We start from the raw sequence: 18024 nt of genomic DNA, 5'->3' as shown, positions 1-18024 counted from the left end.
GGGCCGGACGGCCCGAAAGTTAACTTGGAACCCGAACCAGCCGGGTTCCGCTGCTGCTCAGCCGTTGCTTTCGCGGCTGGTGTCTTCGAGCAGCAGGATGGGAGCAGGTTTCGCGACGGCGGCCAGGGTCTCGATCGCCTCTTCGCACCATTCCGCCACGGCTTGTTCGTGGCGCAGGCCGATGCGCAGTCCCAGCAGCTTGCCGGTATCGGCGACGGAGGTGGCTTTGCCGTCCGGGAACAGCTTGTTCAGAATGCGCTCGTAGCGCGCGTAGCGGTCGCGGTGATGTTCCAGCCGCGCCATCAGGTCGGCGCGCAAGGGCTCGATGTCGAAGCTGTCGAGCGCGCACAGCCGCACCAGGAGATCGTCCTTCATCATTGGCGGGCTGCTCGGCCGGGCGCCCCAGTGCCGCAGCGCGGCCCGGCCCTCTTGTGTCAGCGTATAGACCAGCTTGTTGGGCTTGCCGGACTGGACCACCTCGTGGCCCTGGATATGGCCGCGGTCCCTGAGTTTTGAGAGTTCGCGATAGATCTGCTGGTGGTCGGCCTTCCAGAAGAACCCGATCGAGGAATCGAACGTCTTGGCGAGCTCATAGCCCGACATCGGACGCTCCGTCAGACAAGCAAGGATTGCGTCACCGAGCGCCACTACGCCGATCCTTCCAAAAATCGCGAAAACAACCCCATGCAAAGTAGAAGGGGCCCGTCTCACGATCAAATTGCCGCGTTGACTTTATGCATAAAGTTGCATATGCGTCAACGTGCATAAAGATTGGGCTGAACCTGTTTTGAGCCGATCGGAGACGCATCATGACCGTGACTGCACTCGACAAATGGTACGGCTACATGAAGTCGCACGACCAGACGGCGCTGTGGGATCTCCTGCATCCCGACGCGGTGTTCGAGAGTCCCGTGGTCCATACCCCGCAGCGCGGGCGTGACATCACCTTCAAATATCTATCGAGCGCCGAGAAAGTCCTGGGCGGCCCGGGATTCAGATATGTCGGCGAATGGCGCAGCGACAATGGCGCCGTGCTCGAATTCGAAAAAGAAATCGACGGCATCGTGATCAACGGCGTCGACATCATCACCTTCGCGGATGGCAAGATCACGCATTTCAAGGTGATGGTGCGGCCGCTCAAGGCGATGAACCTGCTGCATCAATTGATGGGCGCGCAACTCGCAAAAGGGTGAGGCCGTGTCGTCCGGAACCGGATAAGGTCCACCTTTAAATAAAGCGCCTGCTGGCCTGCCGACTTTCACCTGAAACGTAATCAGCCATTTCATTCTGCCCTGCCGGGAGAACACCATGCCGACTTACAAAGCCCCTGTTGAAGACGTCACCTTCCTGCTCAACGACGTGTTCCAGATCGACCGCTACGACAATCTCCCTGGCTTCACCGACGCGTCAGCCGATGTCCGCGAAGCGATCCTCGGTGAAGCGGCCAAGCTTTCCGAAGAAGTGCTGCAGCCGCTGAACCGGGTGGGCGATCTCGAAGGCTGCGTCCGCCACGATGACGGCCGCGTCACCACGCCGAAAGGTTTCAAGGAAGCCTTCAAGCAGGTCGCCGAGGGCGGCTGGCTCGGGCTGTCGGCGCCTTCAGAATATGGCGGGCAGGGGCTGCCGGTCACGCTGAGCCAGGTCGTGACCGAATTCCAGAGCTCGGCCAACATGGCGTTTTCGATGTATGGCGGCCTCACCATGGGCGCGACCGCGGCATTGATGGTGCACGGCAAGCCCGAGCAGAAGAAGATGTTCGTGCCGAAGATGGTGGCCGGCGAGTGGACCGGCACTATGAACCTGACCGAGCCGCAATGCGGCACGGATCTCGGTCTGCTCCGCACCAAGGCCGTCAAGCAGGCCGACGGCAGCTACAAGATCACGGGCACCAAGATATTCATCTCGGCCGGCGAGCATGATCTCGCCGACAACATCATCCATCTGGTGCTGGCGCGCATCGAAGGCGCGCCCGCGGGCATCAAGGGCGTCTCGCTGTTCGTGGTGCCGAAGGTGCTGGTCAATGCCGACGGCTCGCTCGGCGCACGCAACGGCGTGTCCTGCGGCTCGATCGAGCACAAGATGGGCATTCACGGCAATTCCACCTGCGTAATGAATTACGACAGCGCCACCGGCTGGCTGATCGGCGAAGAGAACAAGGGCATGCAGGGCATGTTCGTGATGATGAACGAGGCCCGCCTCGGCGTCGCCGTGCAGGGCCTCGCACAGTCAGAGGTCGCCTATCAGAACGCGGTCAATTATGCGCGCGAGCGCCTGCAGGGCCGGTCGCTGACGGGCGCCAAAGATCCGGACAAGCCGGCCGATCCGATCATCGTACATCCCGACGTGCGCCGCGTGCTGCTGACGATCCGCGCCTTCAACGAGGCGGCCCGCGCCATGGTGGTGTGGACCGCGCTGAAGAGCGACGTCGCCCACCGCTCAAGCGACCCGAAGGATCGCCAGGAGGCCGATGACCACATGGGCCTGATGACGCCGGTCATGAAGGGCGTGATGACCGATGTCGGCTTCTCGAATTCGGTGCTGGCGCAGCAGATGTATGGCGGCCACGGCTACATCGCCGAACACGGCATGGAGCAGTTCGTGCGCGATGCGCGCATCGCCATGCTCTATGAAGGCGCCAACGGCATCCAGGCCCTCGATCTCGTCGGGCGCAAATTGCCGCGCGACGGCGGCCGCGCCGTGATGGCGTTCTTCGGCGAGGTCGGAGCCTTCGCCAAGGAGCACGGCGCCGACGAGGCGATGAAGCCGTTCGTGACGCCGCTCTCGACCGCGCTCGGCCATCTGCAACAGGCCACCGGCTGGCTGATGCAGAACGCGCTGACCAAGCCCGACAATGCCGGCGCCGCCGCTACCGACTACATGCAATTGTTCGGCCTCGTCACCTTTGCCTATATGTGGGCGCGGATGGCCAAGGTGGCGCAGGACAAGATTGCGTCCGGCGGGGCCACGCCCTATCTGACCACCAAGCTCGTGACCGGCCGCTTCTTCATGGAGCGGATGCTGCCGGAAACGACGGTGCACCTTGCGCGCATCCAGACCGGCTGCGCGACCACCATGGAATTGGCGGCGGAAGCGTTCTGAAGCGTCCTGCAAAATTCTATCGTCATTGCGAGCGCAGCGAAGCAATCCATAGACCCACAACGGAAGCATGGATTGCTTCGTCGCTTCGCTCCTCGCAATGACGGACCTAACGATCTGACTGTTCTGCAATTCGTCTGGCTCGATCAGAGCCTGCACCGAAACGGGAGAAAACCATGCCTGAGGCATATATCTACGATCACGTTCGCACCCCGCGCGGCCGCGGCAAGGCCGACGGCTCGCTGCATGAAGTGACCGCGCTGGCGCTGGCCACGGTGCCGCTAAGGGCGTTGAAGGAGCGCAACAATCTCGCCGTCGACGTCGTCGACGACGTCGTGCTCGGCGTGGTCGATCCAGTCGGCGAGGCCGGCTCCGACATCGCGCGCTTTGCGGCGCTCAAGGCCGGCCTCGGCCAGGCCGTCCCCGGCGTCCAGATCAGCCGCTTCTGTGCTTCCGGCCTCGATGCCGTGAATTTTGCCGCCGCCCAGGTCATGGCCGGCCAGCATGAGCTCGTGATCGGCGGCGGCGCCGAATCCATGAGCCGCGTCGGTATCGGCGCCTCCGGCGGCGCCTGGCCGATGGATCCCTCGATGGCGGTGCCGGCCTATTTCATGCCGCAGGGCGTCTCCGCCGATCTGATCGCCACCAAATACGGCTTTTCGCGCGATGACGTCGACGCCTACGCGGTGCAGAGCCAGCAGCGCGCCGCCAAAGCCTGGGAAGAGGGCCGCTTCAAGAACTCCGTGGTGCCGGTGAAGGACATCAACGGCCTCACCATCCTCGCCAAGGATGAGCATATGCGCCCCTCAACGACGATGCAGTCGCTCGGTCAGTTGCAGCCGTCATTCGTGGCGATGGGCCAGATGGGTGGTTTCGACGCGGTCGCGATCCAGTCGCACCCCGAAGTCGAGCGCATCAATTACGTGCATCACGCCGGCAACTCCTCCGGCATCGTCGACGGCGCGGGCGCCGTGCTGCTCGGCAGCAAGGAAGCCGGCGCCAAGCATGGCCTGAAGGCCCGCGCGCGCATTCGCGCCTTTGCCAATATCGGCTCCGAGCCCGCGATGATGCTGACCGGCCCGGTCGACGTCACCGAAAAGCTGTTCGAGCGCTCCGGCATGAAGAAGTCGGACATCGACCTGTTCGAACTCAACGAGGCCTTTGCCTCGGTGGTGCTGCGCTACATGCAGGCCTTCGACATCGACAGCTCCAAGATCAACGTCAATGGCGGCGCAATCGCGCTCGGCCATCCCCTGGGTGCGACAGGTGCGATGATCCTGGGCACCGTGCTCGATGAACTCGAGCGCACCAACAAGTCGACCGCGCTGGTGACGCTGTGCATCGGCGGCGGCATGGGCACCGCGACCATCATCGAGCGGGTCTGACGCTTAATCCGTAGGGTGGGCAAAGCGAAGCGTGCCCACCAAGACCAACACCTCGATCAAAATGGTGGGCACGGCGCGAAGCGCGCCTTTGCCCACCCTACGATCAGAAATCGATTTGGGAGCAACACATGGCCTTCAAGAATTTCAAGCTGGAAACCGACGCCGACGGCATCGTGCTCGTCACCTGGGACACGCCCGGCCGTTCGATGAACGTGCTCGACGAGACCTCGGCCACCGAACTCGAGGAGATCGTCAAGCAGACCACCGCCGACGCCGCCGTCAAAGGCGTCGTCATCACCTCGGGCAAGGAGGCGCTGTGCGCCGGCGCTGATCTGTCGATGCTCGAAGGCATGGCCCATCAATATGCCGATCTGCTCAAGGCCAAGGGCGAAGAGGCCGCCAACCAGATGCTGTTCGACCAGAGCCGCCGCTTCTCGCAGGTGTATCGCAACATCGAAATTTCAGGGAAGCCGTGGGTCGCCGCGATCAATGGTCTCGCGCTCGGCGGCGGTTTTGAACTGACGCTGGCCTGTCACTACCGCGTCGCCGCCGACAACCCGAAGACCCGGCTCGGTCTGCCCGAAGTGAAGGTCGGCCTGTTCCCCGGCGCCGGCGGCACCCAGCGCGTGCCGCGTATCGTCTCGCCGCAGGATGCGATGCAGCTGCTGCTGAAGGGCGAGGCGATCAACCTTGCCAGGGCCAAGGCGCTCAATCTCATTCACGCGATCGTCCCGGCGGCCGATATGATCAAGGCGGCCAAGGACTGGATCAAGGGCGGCGGCAAGGCCATCGCGCCCTGGGACGAGAAGGGCTTTAAGCTTCCCGGCGGACCGGTGTTCTCCAAGATGGGCATGCAGATGTTCCCGGCGGGCAATGCGATCTACCGCCGCGAGACCTACGACAATTACCCGGCGGCGCGCGCCATCATGAGCTGCGTCTACGAAGGCCTGCAGTTGCCGATCGATGCGGCGCTCCGCGTCGAGTCGCGCTACTTCACGCAGATCCTGCGCTCCAACGAAGCCGCCGCGATGATTCGCAGCCTGTTCCTGTCGATGCAGGAACTGAACAAGGGCGCGCGCCGTCCGCCAAACGTGCCGCCGACCAAAGTGAAAAAGCTCGCCGTGATCGGCGCCGGCTTCATGGGCGCCAGCGTCGGCTATGTCTCCGCGCGGGCCGGCATCGACGTGGTCTTGATCGACCGCGACCAGGCCAGCGCCGACAAGGGCAAGGGCCACGCCCAAACCGTGATCGACGATCTCATCAAGAAGGGCCGCGCCAAGGAAAGCGACCGCGACGCCGTGATGTCGCGCATCAGCGCCACCGCCGACTATGGCGTGCTGAAAGACTGCGATCTCGTCATCGAGGCCGTGTTCGAGGACCGGAAAGTAAAGGCCGAAACCTACGCCAAGGCGCAGCCGCTCCTGAAGGATGGCGCGATCTTCGCCTCCAACACCTCGACGCTGCCGATCAACTCGCTGGCCGAGGAATTCAAGGACCAGGGCAAGTTCATCGGCATCCACTTCTTCTCGCCGGTCGAGAAGATGATGCTGGTCGAGATCATCGTCGGCAAGAACACCGGCGATGCGGCGCTTGCCACTGCGCTCGATTACACGCGGATGATCGGCAAGACGCCCATTGTCGTCAACGACAGCAGAGGCTTCTACGCCAACCGCTGCGTCGGCCGTTACATCGCCGAAGGCAACGAGATGTTCCTGGAAGGCGTGCCGCCGGCGATGATCGAGAACTGCGCCAAGATGGCCGGCATGCCGGTCGGCCCGCTGTCGCTCTCCGATGAAGTGGCGCTCGACCTCGGGCTCAAGGTGATGAAGGCGACCGAGGCCGATCTCGGGCCGAACTCGATCAACCCCGATCAGAAGAAGCTGATGGTGGAACTGGTCGAGAAGCAGGGCCGTCTCGGCCGCAAGAACAGCAAGGGCTTTTACGACTATCCCGAGAAGGGCAAGGGCCAGAAGAGCCTGTGGACGGGACTTGCCGATCTGCAGCCGAAGAAGCTCGACCCCGACACGCTCGACATCGAGGAACTGAAGCAGCGTTTTCTCGTCGTGCAGGCGGTGGAAGCCGCGCGCACGGTGGAGGATCACGTCATCACCGACATGCGCGAGGCCGACGTCGGCTCGATCCTCGGCTTCGGTTTTGCGCCGTTCACCGGCGGCACGCTGTCCTACATCGACTTCATGGGCACCAGGAAGTTCGTCGAGCTCTGCCACAAGCTCGAGGCCAAATACGGCTCCCGCTTCACGCCGCCGAAACTGCTCGAGGACATGGCGGCCAAGGGCGAGACGTTCTATGGCCGCTTCCCGCCGAAGAAGCTGGCGGCGGCGTAACACAAATCCATCGTCGTCCCGGCCTTGAGCCGGGACCCATAACCACCGTCGTTCATTGTTGCAGATGCCGTTAGCCGCAATGTCTTATTGATAGATCACGCGGTATGGGTCCCGGCCTTCGCCGGGACGACATCCAACAAAAGGGGCCGGATCATTTATCCGGCCCTTTATTTTGTGAATAGGGTTTTCAGCTTTGCTTGTGCAAAGCAGCTCTCCATCTCAGAGAGCCATCGCCATTGACGCAAACCGGTGCTGCTTGTTGGAAGACCAATCAAGAGCACAACCTCGCAGTCAGGGAGGTCGAGTGTTTCGCGAACACGCTCGGCCATCAAAATCCTGACAAATCAATATAAGGCAGAGCCACCATCCGCAATTCCGCCTACTGCCCAGCCGCGATTTGATGTAGCTGGTCCCAGAGATTAGCGGAAGCCTGGTCCTGACCGGTCCCGGACCCATGCAAGGGTGATGGTCGCAATGCCAAGTGTTATCGTTCTCGGCGCCGGAATGGTCGGGGTCGCAACCGCGCTGCAGTTACAGCGCCGCGGCTGGTCGGTCGTGCTGCTTGATCGCAATCAGCCCGGCCGCGAGACCAGCTACGGCAACGCCGGCTTCATCCAGGCCGAAGCGGTGCGGCCCTATCCGATGCCGCGCGATCTTGCGACGCTGGCGGCGATCGCAACAGGGCGCGCCAACGATGTCCATTACCGCGTAAAATGGCTGCCGCGGCATCTTGGTCCTTTGCTGCGGTACTGGTGGCATTCCGCTCCGGATCGGCACCAGCACATATCGCAGGCCTACGCGCGGATCATCGCACGGGCGACAAGCGAGCATGATGTGCTGATCCGGGAAGCCGGCGCGGACAATCTGGTGCAGCGAAGCGGCTATCATTCCCTGCGCCGCACCCAGGCTGCGCTGGATGAAGTGGCGCTGGTCGCCGAGATGCTGGCGGCCGAATTCGGTGTGCGATCGGAAATTATCAGCCCGGCACAGCTTGCCGCGGCCGAACCCGGGCTTAACGAGACCGGGGCGGGGGCTGTTCACTGGCGCGACCCATGGACGGTCTCGGACCCGGGCGGGCTCGTATCCGCCTATGCCGATCTGTTCACACGCGCAGGCGGCACCTTCGTCAACGGGGATGCGACCACGTTGGCGCCGAGTCCTGCCGGCTGGACGGTTCAGTCGGATGATGGCCCGATCGACGCCGAGGCGGCCGTGGTATCGCTGGGTCCGTGGTCTCCCGATCTGTTGCAAAAGTTTGACTATCGTTTTCCGATGCTGCGCAAGCGTGGCTACCATCGGCATTTCACCGGCGGCGGCCGCCTCAATCTGCCGCTGCACGACCCCGAATTCGCATACGCCATGGCGCCGATGGCGAAGGGATTGCGGATTACGTCGGGCGCCGAATTGATGGGACCGGAAAGGTCGTCGCAGTCGCGCCAGCTCGAACGGGCGGAGCAGGCGGCGCGGCGGCTTGTCGATCTCGGCACCGCGGTGGAGGCCGAACCCTGGAGCGGGGTCCGCCCCTGCATGCCCGACATGCTGCCGGTCGTGGGGGCTGCACCGAAGCACAAAGGCCTGTGGATGCATTTCGGGCATGGTCATCACGGCCACACTCTTGGCCCCACCACAGGCCGCCTGCTCGCCGAGATGATGAGCGGCGAGGCGACATTCACCGACCCATCAGCGTTCAGTCCGGCGCGATACTGATCGTCTTGTTGTGGTTGCAGCGTAAAAAAAGTTGTCGTCCCGGCGAAGGCCGGGACCCATGCGCCGCGGCCCATCGGTAAGAGCGCCGGCGTTAGAGACCTTCTACAACAATCAGCGTCACGGAGTATGGGTCCCGGCCTTCGCCGGGACGACGCGGGGTAAAACAAAAAGGGCCGGATCATCGATCCGGCCCTCAAGCCTTATCGCACTCCGAAAAAACTCACGCCGCCTTCAGCAGGCCTTCCTTGGTCAGCGCTTCCTGCACCTTCGGGCGGGCGCCGACGCGGGCCTTGTAGGCCATCAGATTGGAGAGATCAGCGAGATCCCATTTCATCCGTTCGGCCCAAGACAGCATCGTGAACATGTAACCGTCGGCGACCGAAAACTGCTTGCCCATCAGGTAGTCTTTTCCGGCGAGCTCGCCGTCGACATACCTGAACTTGCCCATCACACGGTCCTTGAAAAATGCCTTGGCATCGTCTGACAGTGCCGGGGCGAACTGCGGACCGAGGTTCTTGTGCAGCTCACTGTTGATATAGGTGAGCCAGGCCTGCAGCTTGTAGCGATCGGCATGGTCGCGGCTGGGGGCAAGATTCTTGTCCGCGGCTTTATCGGCGATGATCTGGACGATGACCGGGCCTTCGGTGACCAGTTCGCCGGAATCCAGCGCCAGCGCCGGCACTTGGCCCTTCGGATTGACCGTCAGATAGTCGTCGCCGTTTTCCAGCTTCTTGGCGCGCAAATCGACCTTGACCAGATCGTAGGGGAGACCGGCCTCCAGGAGCGCGATATGGGGAGACAGCGAGCAGGCGCCTGGCGAATAGTACAATTTCATTGGATTTTCTCCCTTTGGAAGTTCTTGCCTTTGGAAACCTTGGCTTGGGGCCGAGGAACGACTAAATGCATCTGCATGTAATAGTCAAGATTGATGCAGCTGCATTTAGTGCGGTACACTAACCTGTGACAGACACGGACCTGTGACGGATACGGACCAGACCATGAAACGCAAACCATCGACCGAGGCGACCAACGCCTGGATCCGCCTGATGCGGGTGCAGAGCCGGGTGCTGGACGCCGTCGAGCAGGATTTGAAGAAGGCGGGCTTCCCGCCGCTCGCCTGGTATGACGCGCTGCTGGAATTGTCGCGCGCGCCGTCCGGCGAGATGCGCCCGGTGGAGCTGGAGAAGCAGATGCTGATCCCGCAATACTCGACCTCGCGCCTGATCGACCGTCTGGTCGACGAGGGGCTGGCGGCGCGGCGCGAATGCAAGATCGACAAGCGCGGCCAGTTCGTCGAGATCACGGAGACGGGACGCGAGCTGCAGAAGAAAATGTGGAGCGCCTATTCCGCCGCGATCGAAAAACACGTCGGCTCGAAACTGTCCGACACCGACGCCATCAAGCTCTGCGGTCTGCTCGACCGGCTGGGCTGCTCGTGCAGCGAAGTCAGGGCGGTCGCCGCGCGAGACGGCGTTCCCGCCCGATGATACGCCTTCATCTTATCGTTTTTGCGGACAACGCTGTCCGCAATGCTCCCTGCCACACGGCGCGTTCGGTCGAATCGCCAAAGATCCGGATTTTTTATGGCGCGTGACCAAATCGATATGACGCCGTTGCAATCGCGCGACGAACTCGTGGCGTGGCTGGCGGCCGGCGTGAAGCCGCCGTCGGAATTCCGCATCGGCACCGAGCACGAGAAGACCCCGTTCACGCTCGAGGGCTATCACCCCGTGCCATACGAAGGCGCGCGCGGCATCGGCGCGCTGCTGGAGGGCATGCAGCTTCTGCTCGGCTGGGAGCCGATCATGGAGCACGGCAACATCATCGGGCTGTACGACGTCACCGGCGGCGGCGCGATTTCGCTGGAGCCCGGCGGGCAGTTCGAATTGTCGGGCGCCCCGGTCGAGACCGTGCACCAGACCCAGGCGGAATTGATGGCGCATCTGGCGCAGGTGCGCGAGATCGCGACCCCTTTGGGGATCGGTTTTCTCGGCCTCGGCATGACGCCGTCATGGTCGCGGTCGCAGGTACCGCTGATGCCCAAGGGCCGCTACAAGATCATGACCAATTACATGCCGAAGGTCGGCCAATACGGCCTCGACATGATGTACCGGACCTGCACCGTGCAGACCAATCTCGACTTCTCCTCCGAAGCCGACATGGTCAAGAAGCTGCGGGTATCGGTGGCGCTGCAGCCGATCGCGACCGCGTTGTTCGCCAATTCGCCGTTCACCGAAGGCAAGCCCAACGGCTTCCTGTCATTCCGCTCGGAAATCTGGCGCGATACCGATAATGCGCGTTCCGGCATGATCCCTTGGGCGTTCGAGGACGGGATGGGTTTCGAGCGCTGGGTCGACTATGCGCTCGACGTTCCCATGTATTTCGTCAAGCGCGGCGACAGCTATATCGACGTGTCAGGCTCGTCGTTCCGCGCCTTTTTCGACGGCAGGAACAGTTCCTTGCCCGGCGAGCGGCCGACGCTGTCGGATTGGGCCAATCACCTCTCGACGATTTTCCCGGAAGTACGGTTGAAACGTTATCTGGAAATGCGCGGCGCCGATGGCGTGCCGTGGGGCCGTTTGCCGGCGCTGCCGGCGTTCTGGGTCGGTCTCTTGTACGACGACACGACGCTGGACGCGGCATGGGATCTCGTGAAGCACTGGACGGCGGCAGAGCGTCAGGCGCTGCGCGACGACGTGCCGCGCTTCGGCTTCAAGGCCCGGATCCGCGACCGCTATCTGTTCGAAATCGCGCGGGAATGCGTGAAGCTGTCGCATGCCGGCTTGCGGCGGCGCAGCCGCATCGATCACCTCGGCCGTGACGAAAGCCGTCACCTCGAGCCGCTGGAGCGGATCCTCGAATCCGGCCGCACGCCGGCCGAAGAGATGCTGGAGAAATTCAACGGCGCCTGGGGCGGCTCCGTGGAACCGGCCTACAAGGAATACGCTTTCTAGCGCATGATCCGGTAAAGCATGCCCCGCACTTGATGCGGGGTGGGTACCGGTTTTCCGAGAAAGATCATGCGCAAACAAAAGCATAGAGCGTGATGAGATCATCACGCTCGGCTCGTTGCCGCGTTTCTGGGCCGTTCATCCGCCGTACAGGTTGATGCCGCTCCAATGGCAACCTTCGGAACGCGCGCATTCGAAAGCAATCACATGGGGATAGGCCGCCTGCTCAGGGCGTGTTTGGTGACGCTCGCCTTTTTGGCGGCGGCAGCACCCGCACGCCCAGCCGCGGCGCAGGCCAATTTCGATCGCCCCGGCGGCGATTATCTGAACTCGCCGGTGATCTCGGGCGATCCGGCCGACTGCGCGCTGGTGTGCGAACGCGACAAGCGTTGCCGGTCGTGGAGTTTCAACTATCCGACCGACCTGACCAGCGGCGCGGTGTGCTGGCTCAAGAGCAACGTCCCGGCGCGCGTCCAGGACAGTTGCTGCGTCTCCGGCGTGCGCGGCGCCGGCGTGGTCGAGCCGAGGAACAGCGCGATCGAAACCTCGATCGACCGGTTCGGCGGCGACTACAAGAATTTCGACGTCAAGAGCAAGGACGGCGACGACGCCTGCAAGGCCGCCTGCACCGCCGACAACAAGTGCCGGGCCTGGACCTATGCGCGGCCGGGCTATGCCGGCACGGAAGGCCATTGCTTCCTGAAAAAAGACATCAAGCCGCCGCGGCGCAAGGCCGGGTTTACCTCTGGCGTGGTGCGGTAGCTCCGTCCTCCGTCGTCCCGGACAAGCGACCGCAGGGAGCGCCGATCCGGGACCCATACGCCGCGGCCGTCCTGATTATGGGTGCTGGTCGACGACTTCCTCTACTCATGATGCCCTGTGGTTATGGGTCCCGGCGTTCGCCGGGACGACGACCAGAGTCACTCCGCCGCCAGCACAGTCACCTCCGGCCACGTCGCCTTCCATCGCGCCGCCTTCACCGCATAACTCTCGGGCAAAAAATTCGGGCCCGGATTGGGTCGCACGATCAGGCCGGCGGCATCGTCGAAACCATCGGGCGCGTAGACGTCGTAGCCATCCGGCGTGCGGCGGATGCCGATTTGCGTATTTCTCGTAAGAAAGCGATCGATGCCTTCGGTCGAGCAGCGCAGCGGCGGGTAGGGTAGGCCATGCTTTTCGCCGTACCAGAGATGGACGCGCGCCTGGTTGCGCGCCTCGATTTTGGCGTCGAGCTTGCCGAGCGCGCCGTGCAGACGGCGGATCACGGCGTCCTCGGCCGTCCAGGATGTATCGGGATCGAAATAGAACACGTCGTAATCGTTGATGCCGTAATCGACATCACGCCCGGTCAGCATGTTCCACACCGTCTGCACCAGGCATCCCGACACGATCCAGGCATCCGGCAGCGCGAGCTCGAACAGTTTTTCGGCGATGATTTGATTGGCGGGATTGCGCAGCGCAAGGTCGAGGAATTCGTCTTGGGTCATGGATGCTCTTTCCCGTCATTGCTTCGCTTCGCTCGCAATGACGGGAATGATCTATGATTCGTCGTATTCCTTCACCGCCTTCTTCGATGCCAGTGTGCGCCAGTGCCGGCGCAGCAGCGGCTCGACGACGGCGCGCCTGGCCTTCGAGAGATGGATCAGCACGATCGGATAATCGCGATAGTGGTCGGTGAAGTAAAACAGCTTTGGCTGGCTTTCGACCAGCATCTCGCGCTCGCCATGGGGAACGCCGAACACGACAAGACTGTCATGGTCTTCGCGGAGCCGCGCCAGCAGCTTCTTGCGCACCTTCAGCGCCGGTGTGCCGTAGGACGTGCCGTCCTCGACCTCGTCCCACAGCAGCGCGAACTCCCTGACGTCGTCGAAGGTCACGCTTTCTCAATGCACCGACGTGAAAAACCGCGCCATGCGAAAGCCGGAGAGCCATGTCCATACCGGCTGGCTGCGGATGCCGAGATCCCAGGAGCCGACCACGGCGTCGGCGCGGCCGATCAAATTGTCGATCGGCAACAGGCCGACGCCGCCGTCGCGCACCGCGACACGGCTGTCGGCGGAATTGTCCCTGTTGTCGCCGAGCACGAACAGTTTTCCCGTCGGCACCGTTACCTCTGGCGTGTTGTCGAGCCGGCCGTTGTCGCGCATCTTGAAGACCGCATGCGTGACCCCGTTCGGCAGCGTCTCGACATAGCGATAGGCCTTTTCGCTGCCGCCGCGGTCGTCTTCGGCTTCACCCACGCCATCCGGCTTCAAGGTCGCAGCATGGTCGTTGATGAAGAGCTGGCCCTGCCGCATCTGGATGCGGTCGCCGGGCAGCCCGACCACGCGCTTGACCCAGGCCTGCGAGCGGTCGCCGGGCCAGCGGAACACGACGACGTCGCCGCGCTTGGGCGTCTCGCCGAACAGGCGGCCGGTTTCCGGCAGCGTGATCTGGATCGGCAGCGACGCCGCGCCGTAGCCATAGGGGAATTTTGACGCCAGCAGCGCGTCGCCGATCAGGAGCGTCGGCTCCATCGAACCGGACGGTACGTAAAACGGTTCGGCCAAGGCGCCCTTGGCGACGAACACAACCATCACGATGGCCGCGATCTGGGCTAGCTGCGCGCGCCAGCTCGAAGGTTTGGCACCCGCAGTTTCGTTTTCGCTGGTCACTAGCCGGTTCCTCCGACCGTAATGCGCTCCATCCGCAGCGTCGGCTGGCCGACGCCAACAGGCACGCCCTGGCCGTTCTTGCCGCAGGTGCCGATCCCGGTATCGAGCGAGAGGTCGTTGCCGACCATGGTGATGCGATGCAGGTCGGTCGGGCCGTTGCCGATCAGCATCGCGCCCTTCAGGGGCGCGCCGATCTTGCCGTTCTCGATCTTGTAGGCCTCGGTGCACTGGAACACGTATTTGCCCGAGGTGATGTCGACCTGGCCGCCGCCGAAATTCGCGGCATAGATGCCGTTCTTTACCGAGGCCAGGATTTCAGCGGGGTCGCGCCCACCCGACAGCATGTAGGTGTTGGTCATGCGCGGCATCGGCACATGGGCGTAGCTCTGGCGCCGTCCGTTGCCGGTCGGCTTCATGTTCATCAGGCGGGCGTTCTGGCGGTCCTGCATGTAGCCGACCAGAATGCCGTCCTCGATCAGCACGGTGCGGTTGGTCGGCGTGCCCTCGTCGTCGATCGACAGTGAGCCGCGCCGCGAGGCCATGGTGCCGTCGTCGACCACGGTGACGCCCTTGGCGGCGACCTGCTTGCCCATCAGGCCTGCGAAGGCCGAGGTCTGCTTGCGGTTGAAATCACCCTCGAGCCCGTGGCCGACCGCTTCATGCAGCATGACGCCGGGCCAGCCGGCCCCCAGCACCACGTCCATTTCGCCGGCGGGGGCGGGAACCGATTCCAGATTGACCAGCGCTTCGCGGATCGCGCCGTCGGCGGCATCGCGCCAGGCCTTGGTCTCGATGAAGCGCGCATAGCCCTCGCGGCCGCCATAGCCCTTGCTGCCGCTTTCCTGCCGGTCGCCCTGGCCGGCAACCACGGAAACATTGACCCGCACCAGGGGGCGGATGTCGCGGTAGCTTTCACCGTCGGGCCGCAGGATTTCCACCACCTGCCAGGTGGCGCTGAGGCTGGCCGTCACCTGCCGCACGCGCGGGTCCTTGTCGCGCACATAGGCGTCGATTTCGGCGAGCAGCTTCACCTTGGCCTCAAAACCCGGCGCATCCAGCGGATTGTCGTCGCCATAGAGTCTCACATTGGTGTGAGCGGGGGCGGCGGAAAAGCTGCCGGAATAGCCGCCACGGACCGCTGCGACCGCATTGGCGGCGCGGATCAGCGCCGGCAGCGAGACGTCGGAGGAATGCGCGTAACCGACCGCGTCGTCCTTGACCGCACGCAGGCCAAAACCCTGCGAAGTGTCATAGGTCGCCTGCTTCAGCCTTCCATTGTCGAACATCAGCGCTTCGGTCTGGCCATATTCCAGGAACAATTCGCCGTCATCGGCGCCTTCGAGCCCGCGCGCGATCTCCCGGCGGACGGAATCGCGGTCGAGGTTGGCGCGGTCGATCAGGGAGGTTGTAGCGGGGGAGTTGGTCATTACATTCAGTCCGTTGTCGGAGGGGTGCAACCAAGATAGTTGTTTCCTCGTAGTTTCGCGAGAGGCTGGATCAACACGTTGCAGGCACGATGGCTACGATCGAAATTGTTCCGATAACGCAAGGCCATATCGACAGCTTTCACCGGACCCTCGATATCGTGGCGCGGGAGCGGCGCTTTCTGTCCTTCCTGGAGGCCCCGCCGCTGGAAGCGACGCGGGCGTTCATTCTCGACATCATCGAACAGGGTTATCCGCAATTTGTCGCGCTGTCGGGCGGTGAAGTCATCGGCTGGTGCGACGTGACCCCGAAGCCAAGGCCGATTTATGCCCATAACGGCGTTCTCGGCATGGGCCTTTTGCCGCAATTCCGGGGGCGGGGCATCGGCAAGCGCCTGATCGCGCAGGCGCTGGGCGCCGCACAGGCCTTCGGGCTGCAGCGGGTCGAACTGACGGTCCGGGAAAACAACGTGAACGCGATCGCGCTCTATAAGAAGGTCGGCTTCGAGATCGAAGGCGTGCAGCGCGAGGCCATCCTGGTCGATGGCAGCTACGAAAACCTGATTTTGATGGGGTTGCTGTTCTAGCGGCAGGGCCAAGAAAAATCTGACGGGAAAAACCTGACGGCGAAAACCTGACGACGCCCAATCAGATCAGGGTTAGTGCTGGCGGCGCCCGGTTGCCAATCCTGACGCCGCGTCTCGCGGGGACTTCACACTGTGCTCGACGCGCACGATTTCAAACCACTTGCCGCCGGATACGATGTTGAGTTGCTCCCCGGTCAGCTCGCTTTTCGCAGCGTCTGCACGGGTCTCGAACGTACGGTCGTCAGTCATGGCGGTCTCCTCCGCGTTGATGGGGAAACCTTGGCAGGATTGCCGTTGCCTCGGCTGTGAGCGAGGTCACTGTGTCGTTCCGCGTCATTGCGACCCGGTGGCTCGCAATGACGGGGGAATCTACCTTGGCTACGCTTTCTTGTCGGCGGAAGAACCCTTGGGCTGCGCCGCGGTCGGAAAGCCATGCTCCTGCGACCAGCGAAACAGTTCATCGAACACCGGTTTGAGGGCTCTTGCCGATGGCGTGATCTCATATTCGACGCGCGGCGGCACCTCGGGATAGACGGTGCGCTTCACGAGTCCGTTGGCCTCAAGGTCGCGCAGCTGCGTCGTAAGCATGTGCTGGGTGACGCCGGGGATCGATTGGCGCAATTCGCCGAACCGGTGCTTGCGCTGGACCAATTGCCAGAGAATTTCGCCCTTCCATTTTCCGGCCAGGACCCCCAGCGCACGATGAAATTGCTCCACCACGCCGCGCTGGCACGGTTCCGCGGCGGCAATATCGTTGCTTTCTGCAATAGTCATCTTTTTCATACTACCTCACAAAAAGCATCCTACTTGTACTTTTCATCTTACTCCCGAATTTTGTGTGTCGAAAGCCTTTGGCGCGTCGGCCACGGCGCCGCGCGGTCTGAACCGCTGGAACATATCGGGAGCTACCAATGTCACTTGCCGCCGCATCGGCGCCGCCGCGCTGGAAGTCTGCCGGTCTCTGGGTCGTCAGGGGATTACTGGCCCTTGCCTTTGCAGGCGCAGGCGCCGCCAAGCTCTATGGCGTGCCGATGCTGGTTGAGGAATTTCAGCACATCGGACTTGGTCAATGGTTCCGCTATTTGACCGGGGCGCTGGAAGTGCTCGGGGCCATCCTGATCCTCGCGCCATCGCTGGCGGCCTTCGGTGCCGTGCTGCTGATCTGCATCATGATCGGCGCGACCGTCACTCATCTCTTTGTGATCGGCGGCTCGGCTGTGCCTGCTCTGGTGCTGTTGGCACTGAGCGCCATCGTCGCCTACGCGAAGCGCGACCAGATCGCATCGCTTGCCAAGAATTTGTGAACAGGCATTTGTGAAGCTGCTGCCATGCACCTTTCTCGCCGTGAATTGACGATTGCCGCGGGGCTCATCCTGGCCTTCATGGTGCCGCTGACCGTGACCTTGTTGCTGACAGGATCGGAGGCGGCGAGCCCAAAGCCGCAGGCGAAGGCCGCTGCGGTCGGCGTGCATCGGCTGGTGCTGCCGATCAACACCGATGATCCCACCACGATGCGGGCGCTGATCTCGACCTCGCTCAACCTTCCAAAATACTACCAGGAGCGGAACGAAGCGTTCACGATCGAAGTGGTCGCCTACAATGCCGGCGTTCACATGCTGCGCGCCGACACTTCGCCGGTGAAGGACATGCTGCGGGTGTTAAGGACGGTCAATTCGAACATCCGCTTCGTGGTCTGCGACGCCACCAAGCTCGGTATGGAGCGCCAGGAGGGGCGTCCGGTCACCCTGATCGATGGCGTCGATCTGGTGCCGAGCGGGCCGGGGCGCATCATCGAATTGCAGGAAGCCGGCTGGTCCTACATCCGATCGTGATATTTGGATTCAGAACCTGGATGCAAAACTGCACAGCGGAGTA

The 18024-nt window shown here is 62.9% G+C and carries 19 protein-coding genes; 11 read left to right on the top strand and 8 right to left on the bottom strand.

Annotated features, from left to right (window positions below; all coding sequences use genetic code 11):
• Nucleotides 1–57: 57 nt before the first annotated feature.
• A complete protein-coding gene (locus JQ600_RS29945) occupies nt 58–648 on the bottom strand; it encodes a PadR family transcriptional regulator (RefSeq protein WP_212265290.1) in 591 nt (196 codons plus the stop codon).
• A gap of 161 nt (nt 649–809) precedes the next feature.
• Here JQ600_RS29945 and JQ600_RS29940 point away from each other — a divergent pair, with 161 nt between their 5' ends.
• The 5 genes from JQ600_RS29940 (at nt 810) to JQ600_RS29920 (ending at nt 8533) form a co-directional block, all read left to right on the top strand.
• Nucleotides 810–1193, top strand: coding sequence for a nuclear transport factor 2 family protein (locus JQ600_RS29940; protein WP_212390714.1), 384 nt, complete (start codon nt 810–812; stop codon nt 1191–1193).
• Nucleotides 1194–1308: 115 nt separating this feature from the next.
• A complete protein-coding gene (locus JQ600_RS29935; RefSeq protein WP_212390715.1) occupies nt 1309–3099 on the top strand; it encodes an acyl-CoA dehydrogenase C-terminal domain-containing protein in 1791 nt (596 codons plus the stop codon).
• A 173-nt stretch (nt 3100–3272) separates the two neighbouring features.
• Nucleotides 3273–4481, top strand: coding sequence for an acetyl-CoA C-acetyltransferase (locus tag JQ600_RS29930; protein WP_212390716.1), 1209 nt, complete (start codon nt 3273–3275; stop codon nt 4479–4481).
• Nucleotides 4482–4609: 128 nt separating this feature from the next.
• A complete protein-coding gene (locus JQ600_RS29925) occupies nt 4610–6826 on the top strand; it encodes a 3-hydroxyacyl-CoA dehydrogenase NAD-binding domain-containing protein (protein WP_212390717.1) in 2217 nt (738 codons plus the stop codon).
• A 474-nt stretch (nt 6827–7300) separates the two neighbouring features.
• Nucleotides 7301–8533 carry an FAD-binding oxidoreductase gene (locus tag JQ600_RS29920; protein ID WP_212390718.1) on the top strand — a complete coding sequence of 411 codons (1233 nt, stop codon included), beginning with the start codon at nt 7301–7303 and terminating at the stop codon, nt 8531–8533.
• Nucleotides 8534–8753: 220 nt separating this feature from the next.
• On the opposite strand, the gene gstA is transcribed toward JQ600_RS29920, so the two are convergent.
• Nucleotides 8754–9368 carry a glutathione transferase GstA gene (gstA, locus tag JQ600_RS29915; protein WP_211997897.1) on the bottom strand — a complete coding sequence of 205 codons (615 nt, stop codon included), beginning with the start codon at nt 9366–9368 and terminating at the stop codon, nt 8754–8756.
• A 163-nt stretch (nt 9369–9531) separates the two neighbouring features.
• Between gstA and JQ600_RS29910 the strand changes: the two genes are divergently transcribed.
• The 3 genes from JQ600_RS29910 to JQ600_RS29900 all read left to right on the top strand — a co-directional run bounded on the left by JQ600_RS29910 (nt 9532) and on the right by JQ600_RS29900 (nt 12246).
• A complete protein-coding gene (locus tag JQ600_RS29910) occupies nt 9532–10020 on the top strand; it encodes a MarR family winged helix-turn-helix transcriptional regulator (RefSeq protein ID WP_212265283.1) in 489 nt (162 codons plus the stop codon).
• 96 nt (nt 10021–10116) lie between these two features.
• Nucleotides 10117–11487, top strand: coding sequence for a glutamate--cysteine ligase (locus tag JQ600_RS29905; protein WP_212265282.1), 1371 nt, complete (start codon nt 10117–10119; stop codon nt 11485–11487).
• Nucleotides 11488–11691: 204 nt separating this feature from the next.
• On the top strand, nt 11692–12246 hold the full coding sequence (locus JQ600_RS29900) for a PAN domain-containing protein (RefSeq protein WP_212390741.1): 555 nt from the start codon (nt 11692–11694) through the stop codon (nt 12244–12246).
• Nucleotides 12247–12404: 158 nt separating this feature from the next.
• On the opposite strand, the gene JQ600_RS29895 is transcribed toward JQ600_RS29900, so the two are convergent.
• Genes JQ600_RS29895 through tldD form a run of 4 tightly spaced genes read right to left on the bottom strand, consistent with a single transcriptional unit; the run spans nt 12405 to nt 15565 of the window.
• Nucleotides 12405–12971 (bottom strand): nucleotidyltransferase family protein, encoded by a 567-nt coding sequence (locus JQ600_RS29895; RefSeq protein ID WP_212390719.1) that lies wholly within the window; start codon nt 12969–12971, stop codon nt 12405–12407.
• Nucleotides 12972–13022: 51 nt separating this feature from the next.
• On the bottom strand, nt 13023–13361 hold the full coding sequence (locus JQ600_RS29890; protein WP_212390720.1) for an MmcQ/YjbR family DNA-binding protein: 339 nt from the start codon (nt 13359–13361) through the stop codon (nt 13023–13025).
• A 6-nt stretch (nt 13362–13367) separates the two neighbouring features.
• A complete protein-coding gene (gene lepB, locus JQ600_RS29885; protein WP_312017270.1) occupies nt 13368–14138 on the bottom strand; it encodes a signal peptidase I in 771 nt (256 codons plus the stop codon).
• Nucleotides 14138–15565 carry a metalloprotease TldD gene (gene tldD, locus JQ600_RS29880; protein WP_212390721.1) on the bottom strand — a complete coding sequence of 476 codons (1428 nt, stop codon included), beginning with the start codon at nt 15563–15565 and terminating at the stop codon, nt 14138–14140. The genes lepB and tldD overlap by 1 nt, the downstream gene beginning before the upstream one ends.
• A gap of 89 nt (nt 15566–15654) precedes the next feature.
• Here tldD and JQ600_RS29875 point away from each other — a divergent pair, with 89 nt between their 5' ends.
• On the top strand, nt 15655–16149 hold the full coding sequence (locus JQ600_RS29875) for a GNAT family N-acetyltransferase (RefSeq protein ID WP_212390722.1): 495 nt from the start codon (nt 15655–15657) through the stop codon (nt 16147–16149).
• Nucleotides 16150–16221: 72 nt separating this feature from the next.
• On the opposite strand, the gene JQ600_RS29870 is transcribed toward JQ600_RS29875, so the two are convergent.
• Together JQ600_RS29870 and JQ600_RS29865 are read right to left on the bottom strand one after the other, a co-directional pair.
• On the bottom strand, nt 16222–16398 hold the full coding sequence (locus tag JQ600_RS29870) for a hypothetical protein (protein WP_212265277.1): 177 nt from the start codon (nt 16396–16398) through the stop codon (nt 16222–16224).
• Between the two features lie 129 nt (nt 16399–16527).
• Nucleotides 16528–16923 (bottom strand): helix-turn-helix domain-containing protein, encoded by a 396-nt coding sequence (locus JQ600_RS29865; RefSeq protein WP_212390743.1) that lies wholly within the window; start codon nt 16921–16923, stop codon nt 16528–16530.
• A gap of 137 nt (nt 16924–17060) precedes the next feature.
• Here JQ600_RS29865 and JQ600_RS29860 point away from each other — a divergent pair, with 137 nt between their 5' ends.
• On the top strand, nt 17061–17453 hold the full coding sequence (locus JQ600_RS29860) for a DoxX family protein (RefSeq protein ID WP_212390723.1): 393 nt from the start codon (nt 17061–17063) through the stop codon (nt 17451–17453).
• Nucleotides 17454–17477: 24 nt separating this feature from the next.
• On the top strand, nt 17478–17981 hold the full coding sequence (locus JQ600_RS29855) for a DsrE family protein (protein ID WP_212265275.1): 504 nt from the start codon (nt 17478–17480) through the stop codon (nt 17979–17981).
• Nucleotides 17982–18024: the final 43 nt, after the last annotated feature.

The organism is Bradyrhizobium sp. AUGA SZCCT0176, assembly GCF_018130145.1.
Taxonomy (GTDB): domain Bacteria; phylum Pseudomonadota; class Alphaproteobacteria; order Rhizobiales; family Xanthobacteraceae; genus Bradyrhizobium.
The sequence above is the reverse complement of the archived record's forward strand: the minus strand, read 5'-3'. Positions and strand labels throughout refer to the sequence as shown.